The sequence below is a fragment of the Streptacidiphilus monticola genome (genome assembly GCF_042658505.1).
In the GTDB taxonomy this organism is placed as follows: Bacteria; Actinomycetota; Actinomycetes; order Streptomycetales; family Streptomycetaceae; genus Streptacidiphilus; species Streptacidiphilus monticola.
The window spans coordinates 1-6870 of sequence record NZ_JBHSQJ010000162.1 but is presented as its reverse complement, the minus strand read 5'-3'; the positions used below and the strand labels follow the sequence as shown (position 1 = coordinate 6870).

Below are 6870 nucleotides of genomic sequence, written 5' to 3'. Positions count from 1 at the left end.
AGAAACTCAGCGATCACCTTCGGTATGACAACGGCTTCTCAGCAGGCTGGCCATGGTCGTGTGATCAGGTGAGGCCGGGTTGAGCATGTAGAGCCGGAGCACGTCGTTGCCGACGAGAGCGAGGCCCAGGGAGGCCGAGTTGCCGAAGGAGTCCAGCTTGGCCCTGACGAAAACCTTGCTCTGTGCCATGCCAGGGACCGTGTACGAGCCCTGGGCGCCGTAGGACTTGGTGTCGTACTTCACCATGGACAGGTAGTCGCTCTCGGCGCCCGTGGCTGTGGCGTAGTGAATGATGAAAGTGTCGACGTAGTACCCCGTCGCGTCGTCGTACCAGTCCTGGCGGGCGGCGAACTGCAGGCCGCGGACCCTCTGGATGCCGACCTCCGAGGACTGCGCCGCCTGCTTGTAGTTGGCGCGGATGTACTCCGCCGGGGTGAGCAAGCCAAGCGCCGTAGGGTCCGTAGCGAGCGTCCAGGCGCGGGCAGTGGCCGGGCGCTTGGGCAGAGCGGCGAGCACCTGCGCCTGAGTACTAACAGCGCTGCTGGCGGCAGCGGTGCCCGCAGTGGCCGTCGGTGTACCCGTCGCACGAGTGGAGGCTGCCCTCGGCGCGCCGGCCGCCCCACCCGCGCAGCCGGACAAAAGCATCGCCGCAGCAGCGGTGAGGCAGATCGCGCCCATCCGTGCCGGCGTGCGGGCATTTGTGGGGGCAGGTATGTGGATTCTCGAATTCTGGTGTTGATCTCTCATGGCCCGCGCATTCTCCCGAGCGCGGACGCTTGCTGTCGACGCGATAACGCAACGTTCGGGTAAAGATCGTTGCAGTACTCCAGCGGAGATCCTGGCCAAGGCCCTGGAGTCAGGTTGCGTCCTGGGAAGTAGTGTATGGGTTTCCACCTGATTCGGGGGTTTGCTTCTGAAGCGGTTGGGTGCCCGCATAGTTGAACGGGCGTACTGGGTGTTGGGCCGGATCCCCAGGCGGGAGGCCTGAGCACGCCGCCGTGGTGGCCGATCGAGGCCCGGAACGCGGCCATGTTCAGGGTCGAGCCCCCGTTCACGGTGACTGGGCCGGGGCTGGCTGGCGTCGCGGCGGAGCTCGGTGTCGTCGCGGCAGCAACCCCCGGACAGGATGTTGCAACCATGCCAAGCATTCGCAGGCGGAAGTGCACAAGTCCCCCCAGGTAGAGGTGGAGTTGGATGACTACGCCGCACTGTTCCCTGACGAGGCGGACAACGCCGCAAGTAGACCGCGACACTGGAGGGCGCTCTCGATCATCGAAAAGGCGATCGGCGCGGTACTCCCACAGCGGAATCTCTCGGCTTCGCCGGGCGCTCCTCTCCGATCCCGGGGTCCGTGCTGATCTCCACCACGGCCTGGTCGAGGTAGCGCAGCTCCAGCGGCGACAGGTCGAGCAGAGAGTTCTGCACCACGTCGGCCCAGGCGACGGCCCGGTGCCGAGGTGGGTGCTTGGGCAGCGTCGCGACTCGAAGCGGCTGAACTTGTCGGCCATCAGGTCCTCCCAGGATCGCGTCACTTCCCTGCCGTGTTCCGCGAGCCTGGAGCGAGGCGGCGAGAAGGTCTCGCCTGCCTGCTCGGCCTCCGTGGCCTGTTCGCGCAGGCCAGCGGGTGGCCCCCGAGACTGGGATGATCAACGTACGGTAGCGTGTGCTGGCACCACAAGGGAGGGGCGACCTGATGGTGCACGTAGCCGTTTTGGGCGGCGGAATCAGCGGCTTGGCCGCGGGGCTTTTCCTGGCCCGACAGGGACACAGGGTGACCGTCCTTGAGCGGGAAGCGCGCCAGGTGGGCACGGATCTCGACGCGGACTTCCTCCACTGGCACCGTCCCCGAAGCCCGCAGGCTGTCCAGCCCCACTCCCTGCTGGGGCCGATCCGCACCGTCCTGCACGACGTCGCACCCGACGTCTACAAGCTGATGCTCCGGCACGGCGCGGTAGAGCGACACGAACTAGCCCGGTTCGAGCCGTTTGCGGCCGTGGCGGGAGACGAGGACCTGGTCACGCTGAGAGCACGCCGGATCGTGCTGGAAGCCGCACTTGGACAGGCCACCCGAGCGGAACCCCGGGTGCACCTGCGCACAGGGGTCGACGGCAAAGACTTGATCACAGTGCCGGGACCGGTTCCGCACGACGATAGGCGATATCCGCAGCGACCTGGTGATTGACGCGGCAGGCCGCCGCTCACCCGTTCCCCGTTGGCTTGCCCGCGCGGGCGCCAGGCCGGCGCGTCGCGAGAGCCGAGAAACCCGCATCGCGTACTTCTGCCGTTGGTACCGACTGCAGACCCGCACCGGGGAGACCGAGCCGCCCGCTCTGGGAGGCGCAGCCCCATACGCGATGTGCGGGGTGTTTCCCTCCGATAACGGTTACTTCGCCGTGGCGCTCACCGTGTCGGTCGAGGATCCCACGCGCAGGTCACTGCAAGACCCGCAGGTCTTTGACGCCGCAGCACGCATCTTCCCCGCTGGAAGGGACTGGCTGTCGCTGGACCACCGCCCGGTGACTCCCGTGCACGTCATGGCGGGACTGAACAACCAGTGGACCGCGCTGGTCGACGACTACGGCCCGCAGGTCACGGGCCTGATCAGTGCCGGCGACAGCGCCATCCACACCAACCCCACCCTCGGACAGGGCATCCCCCTCGCCCTACGGGCCGCCGAGTGGATCGCCCGCCACGACCTGAGCGACCCCGACCTGACGACGTCTTATCACCAATGGCGAGTGGACCACCTGAAGCCGTGGTTCGACGCTCAGGCCGCTGCGGATCGTGCCAATCAGGAGCGGCTCAGGGCTGGTGTCCACGGCGCACCCCCGCCCCCGGTCACCGGCGACGCCCTCCTCCATGCCGCCCTGCCCGCCTGCGCTCGTGATGACCTGGAAGTCGCCCGAGTTCGCGCACAGGTGCGGCACCTGCTCCTCACCCCGGACCAGGCGCTGGCCCAGCCACACATACGCACCCGAGTGCAAGCGTGGCTGCGGAGCAACCCACACTTCGACGGCGTCCCCGAGGGGCCCGACCGGAGTCTCTGGGACGAGGCAACCCGTATCCACCCCTCGACTGCGGGTCAAACTGCAGCAAGCGGAATGTAGTTGTCCGTTTCTGCGGTCGATGGTGGGGTGTCCGAATCGATCACCACAGGTACTTGCCCTGTTCGACGAGCAGATGCGACGGAACGCGCAGCCGGATGACCCGGCGGCGACGGTCGAGCGCAGCGGCGATGTGATACGCCCGGATCGATGCTGGCGCCGACGACTGGCACGGGTGGTCTGGTCCGGCTTGGACGACGGGACCGCGGATGCGCGATCGGCGCGACTTCGAGTGCCAGGCCCGGATCATGTTCGACCCATCGGGGGTGTGAGCCTGCTTCTCCAGCTGGTGGGGCGTCCTGCTGCCCGGAGCGCACGGTCACCAGCCGCCGAGCAGCCCGCGGACGATGAGAGGGGCCAGCCAGTCCATGGCGACCCACAGCAGGGCAACCGCCGCAGCGGCCAGCATGAAGTTCTTCAGCGCTGATCTGCCGTTCTGTCCCATGTCCCCTCCCCGCGCGCACGATAGCGCTGCCCCTGCCTGCGAGGCCCGTACGTGCCGGGGGCCGGCCTCGTGGGTCGGACCAGGCCCCACGCCGCTCAGGGGTGCTTCAAGTACCTCAGGTAGAACGCCCCGAAAACCAAGACGATGCCCACGTTTGCCATCAGGCGAGGCCAGAACTGGTGGCGGAAGAACACGACATCCACGCCGACCACCACGGCCACCATGGCGAGCACGTAGAGAGCTGTGGCTGCCTGTCTACCCATGATCCGACTGTACGCCGGCGACGTTCGAGCAGGCTGGACCCGTATCTCGGCTCGGACCAGGCCCCACGCGGCCGGGCCTCCGCGCGGCTGGTGGTCCAGGCATGCCTGGACCCGGACGTGATCCTCGGCGTCTACGGCGACGAGCCGCTCCCCGCCGTGCCCCGCACTGTGGGCAAAATCATGGCGGCCCCCCAGGTTGGTGAGCACCCCCGGCGGAAGCTGTTGCAATGCCGCGATCAGGCGCCCTTGCGCGTTCGGGCCTCTGCAGCGCAACGTCGGCCTTCCTCGGCGGCACGAAGAAGAGCCTGAGCCACGCGGTCGGCACCGTCCGGGGTCAGGTGGATCTCGTCGGCCCACAGCAGCGACAGGCGGACCGTGCCGTCCAGTAGATCCGTGGCTACGTCCACCTCGACGCCGTTCCCAGTGACGTCCGCAACGTTCAGGTTCTGGTCGCTGCTGTAGGCGCTCACACCATTGAGCATGCCCGACGGCCTGTCCCGAAGGGGGTGAAAACAGCTGACCGTCGAGTCCGCACGTCAAGCGTCAGGTGAAGCCGGAACCCATCATCGGCAAACGCCTCCGCGCGCGACCGGCTAAGGTCACGTCCGTCACCCGTGCTGAAGAGGTGGCGACCGCCCTGCCGATACCTGTGCTCACCGCGGAGTCCGCGCCCGGAAGCGCGCATCTGGTGCAAAACTTCTGCTTTTCCGAACGATTCGTTCGCAACACTGTTCTTCTCCCCCCGCACCGCAGGGCATGGAGCGGCCTGATGCTGTGGCTGAATGAGACGGACTGCCCCGCAGACCGTGCTCAGCCACCGTTCGGTGGAGACAATGAACGCCATGTGCACCGCGGTCTCTTGGGCGGATGCGTTCGCGGTCACGGCTTCCGGGTAGGCACTCAGGTACGTGACCGGGCAGCGGCAGTGCCGCTGTGAACGGGACCAAGCGAACTCGGCTTGGGAAGCAGCTGCCCTCTCAGCAGGCCAACGAGTGTGCGCGCTGCGATCCCGCCGATGAGCAGGGTAATGGCTGCCAGCAGCAGGTAGGTGTAGGCCAGGTACCCAGAGGGGCGGCCGTGCTCGTTCCACCGTAGCGTCACGCTGACGACGGCGGCCCAGGAGAAGGTGAAGGCCCAGGTGCTGGGCATGAAGGGCAGGCGCACGAACCCGGGCAGCAAGCGCAGTTGCGCCAGGACCATGAGGATGCCGTAGCCGGTGAGGACGGCGGTGACGGTGTCGAAGCGGCCGTCTGTCAGGGCGAACCAGGCGAGGCTGGCGACCGCCGAGGGAGCGACTTCGATGGCCAGGGTCGGCTGGAGCGGCGGGGGAAGCTGCGGGCGGAAAAACAGCCGCGCGAGGATCATGGCCCCATGATCAGCCAGCAGATCAGACCGAGACCAAGCATGATCTCGCCCACCCGCCGTTGCCCGACCTCGGAGGCGGCGGCCGAGGCGACGAGTCCGCCAGCGACGGTGGGCAGGAAGTAGCCGGGATGCAGCTTGTCCAGGTCGAGCGGCGCGTAGATCCACTGCCCGGTGAACCATCCGCCCAGCAGAACGGTGAGGACGAGGAAGACGTCCACGAGGACCTTGCCCGCTGACGGGGCGTAGGGTGCCAGCCCTTGGGCGGCCAGCAGCATGGGGGTGATCAGGGCCAGTGAGGCGAAGGGCGCGGCGACGGGGTCGAGGAGGTCCCCGCGAAAGGATCTGTGCGATCGGGCGCCCAGGATGTAGGCGCCGACGACGAGCAGCCATACCGCCGACGCCAGCACGTACAGCACGTTGGCGATGGCGACGGGGGCATGGCGCTGGTGTGCGGCGGTCAGCCAGACTCCAGCGAGGCCGGCTAGCCCGAAGGGCATGCCGAAGAAGTTGAGCGGGATGCGGGGAGCGGACATCTGGATCCCTGGGGGTGGCAGTCGTAGGCGGCGTCAGTGCACGCGTGCGTCGGGAAGGAGCTTGGTCAGGTGCGGGGCCCAAGCGTGTCGCCCATGTTCAGCTCCAGGTCGTAGAGCGTCGCGGGGTCCGACTGTGCCAAGAGGCGTAGGCGGTCCTGGACGTGGTCGCGTGCCAGGAGCTCGGCGAACCGCTCATTGGTGGCCAACAGAGTGCTGGCGTTCGGCGAAGGAGCCTCCTGGTTCAGGGTCTCCTTGACCGCCTGGAGCGCGGCGTGGTCGAAGGACGCCACACGGCGGGCGAAGCGGTCGACCACGGCGTCCAGTTCGGCGTCGGGGACGGCCCGGTTGACCCATCCGTACCGTTCGGCGGTCTCCGCGTCGTAGTCCTCGCTCAAGGCGATGATCTCCAGCGCGCGCGAGCGCCCGGTCAGCTGCCACAGGCGCTGCAGGCCTCCGCAGCCGGGAATGATGCCGGTGCCTACCTCCAGTTGCGCCAGGATCGCCTTCTCCTGGCTTGCGAACCGGACGTCGAGGGCGAGCAGGAACTCGCTGCCGATGCCGCGGGCGCGGCCACGCAGCGAACCCACGGTGATGAAGCGTGCGTTGCTGAGTCGGTGGATGAGAGTGAACCAGGTGGGCATGCCTGCTCCGAACTCGTCCACCCGTGCCAGGTTGTGGTGCGCGATGAAGAAGTCGGGGTGGGCGCTGTCGAAGACGACGACCTTGACCGTGGGGTCGGCGGTGAGGCGTTCGACGATCTTGGCGAGTCGGGTTTCCACCTCGGGGTCGTAGAGGTTGAGCGGCGGGTTGTCGAACGTCACCTGGTGGTAGCCAGGGTCGATCGTTTCGACGCGTACGAAGGCCGCCGAAGGGGGTGCTGCATCGTCTGACATGACGAACTCCTAGGGTTGAGTGCGGATCGCTGGCGGCGTCGCCCTAGCGTGTCTGTCTTCTCGAGGTGGGCTCTGGGGTATTGAGTGGCCCCGCCGGCATCCGTCTGTGGGTGCCGGCATGGACAGGCCCTCGCGTCCAGCCGTCCGGCCCCGTCAGGTGCGGCCGCCAAGCGGCGGCCGCACCGACCCGGTGGGCCTGTCGGCCGTGGTGGCCGGCCCGTGGCTAGGTGTATTGACCCGCAGGGTTGTTGACGCGGGTGATCGGTG

The 6870-nt window shown here is 67.7% G+C and carries 10 protein-coding genes; 2 read left to right on the top strand and 8 right to left on the bottom strand.

Annotated elements, in window-relative coordinates; all coding sequences use genetic code 11:
• Window positions 1–6: 6 nt before the first annotated feature.
• Both ACFP3V_RS29895 and ACFP3V_RS29890 read right to left on the bottom strand, forming a co-directional pair.
• The gene (locus ACFP3V_RS29895; RefSeq protein WP_380590299.1) at window positions 7–441 is read right to left on the bottom strand and encodes a hypothetical protein; all 435 of its coding nucleotides are present in this window, start codon (window positions 439–441) and stop codon (window positions 7–9) included.
• A gap of 828 nt (window positions 442–1269) precedes the next feature.
• Entirely contained in the window at window positions 1270–1428 is a 159-nt protein-coding gene (locus tag ACFP3V_RS29890) for a hypothetical protein (protein ID WP_380590296.1), read from the bottom strand.
• Between the two features lie 265 nt (window positions 1429–1693).
• On the opposite strand from ACFP3V_RS29890, the gene ACFP3V_RS29885 reads away from it, so the two are divergent.
• Both ACFP3V_RS29885 and ACFP3V_RS29880 read left to right on the top strand, forming a co-directional pair.
• Window positions 1694–2182, top strand: coding sequence for an FAD-dependent oxidoreductase (locus ACFP3V_RS29885; RefSeq protein ID WP_380590293.1), 489 nt, complete (start codon window positions 1694–1696; stop codon window positions 2180–2182).
• Between the two features lie 181 nt (window positions 2183–2363).
• Window positions 2364–3107 (top strand): hypothetical protein, encoded by a 744-nt coding sequence (locus tag ACFP3V_RS29880; protein WP_380590290.1) that lies wholly within the window; start codon window positions 2364–2366, stop codon window positions 3105–3107.
• Window positions 3108–3423: 316 nt separating this feature from the next.
• Here ACFP3V_RS29880 and ACFP3V_RS29875 read toward each other — a convergent pair whose 3' ends face one another.
• From ACFP3V_RS29875 to ACFP3V_RS29850, 6 genes are all read right to left on the bottom strand, one after another.
• Window positions 3424–3549 carry a hypothetical protein gene (locus ACFP3V_RS29875; protein WP_380590288.1) on the bottom strand — a complete coding sequence of 42 codons (126 nt, stop codon included), beginning with the start codon at window positions 3547–3549 and terminating at the stop codon, window positions 3424–3426.
• 95 nt (window positions 3550–3644) lie between these two features.
• A complete protein-coding gene (locus ACFP3V_RS29870) occupies window positions 3645–3812 on the bottom strand; it encodes a hypothetical protein (protein WP_380590285.1) in 168 nt (55 codons plus the stop codon).
• A gap of 236 nt (window positions 3813–4048) precedes the next feature.
• Window positions 4049–4282 (bottom strand): hypothetical protein, encoded by a 234-nt coding sequence (locus ACFP3V_RS29865; RefSeq protein WP_380590282.1) that lies wholly within the window; start codon window positions 4280–4282, stop codon window positions 4049–4051.
• Window positions 4283–4712: 430 nt separating this feature from the next.
• Entirely contained in the window at window positions 4713–5177 is a 465-nt protein-coding gene (locus tag ACFP3V_RS29860) for an SLAC1 family transporter (protein WP_380590280.1), read from the bottom strand.
• Window positions 5174–5710: an SLAC1 family transporter gene (locus tag ACFP3V_RS29855; RefSeq protein ID WP_380590277.1), complete on the bottom strand. Its 537-nt coding sequence runs from the start codon at window positions 5708–5710 to the stop codon at window positions 5174–5176. The genes ACFP3V_RS29860 and ACFP3V_RS29855 overlap by 4 nt, the downstream gene beginning before the upstream one ends.
• Before the next feature lie 65 nt (window positions 5711–5775).
• The gene (locus ACFP3V_RS29850; RefSeq protein WP_380590274.1) at window positions 5776–6603 is read right to left on the bottom strand and encodes an enoyl-CoA hydratase/isomerase family protein; all 828 of its coding nucleotides are present in this window, start codon (window positions 6601–6603) and stop codon (window positions 5776–5778) included.
• Window positions 6604–6870 lie beyond the last annotated feature (267 nt).

Coding starts and splice junctions, on each gene's coding strand:
- ACFP3V_RS29885 (WP_380590293.1), top strand. CDS start 1,694: ATGGTGCACGTAGCCGTTTTGGGCGGCGGAATCAGCGGCTTGGCCGCG.
- ACFP3V_RS29860 (WP_380590280.1), bottom strand. CDS start 5,177: ATGATCCTCGCGCGGCTGTTTTTCCGCCCGCAGCTTCCCCCGCCGCTC.
- ACFP3V_RS29855 (WP_380590277.1), bottom strand. CDS start 5,710: ATGTCCGCTCCCCGCATCCCGCTCAACTTCTTCGGCATGCCCTTCGGG.
- ACFP3V_RS29875 (WP_380590288.1), bottom strand. CDS start 3,549: ATGGGACAGAACGGCAGATCAGCGCTGAAGAACTTCATGCTGGCCGCT.
- ACFP3V_RS29870 (WP_380590285.1), bottom strand. CDS start 3,812: ATGGGTAGACAGGCAGCCACAGCTCTCTACGTGCTCGCCATGGTGGCC.
- ACFP3V_RS29850 (WP_380590274.1), bottom strand. CDS start 6,603: ATGTCAGACGATGCAGCACCCCCTTCGGCGGCCTTCGTACGCGTCGAA.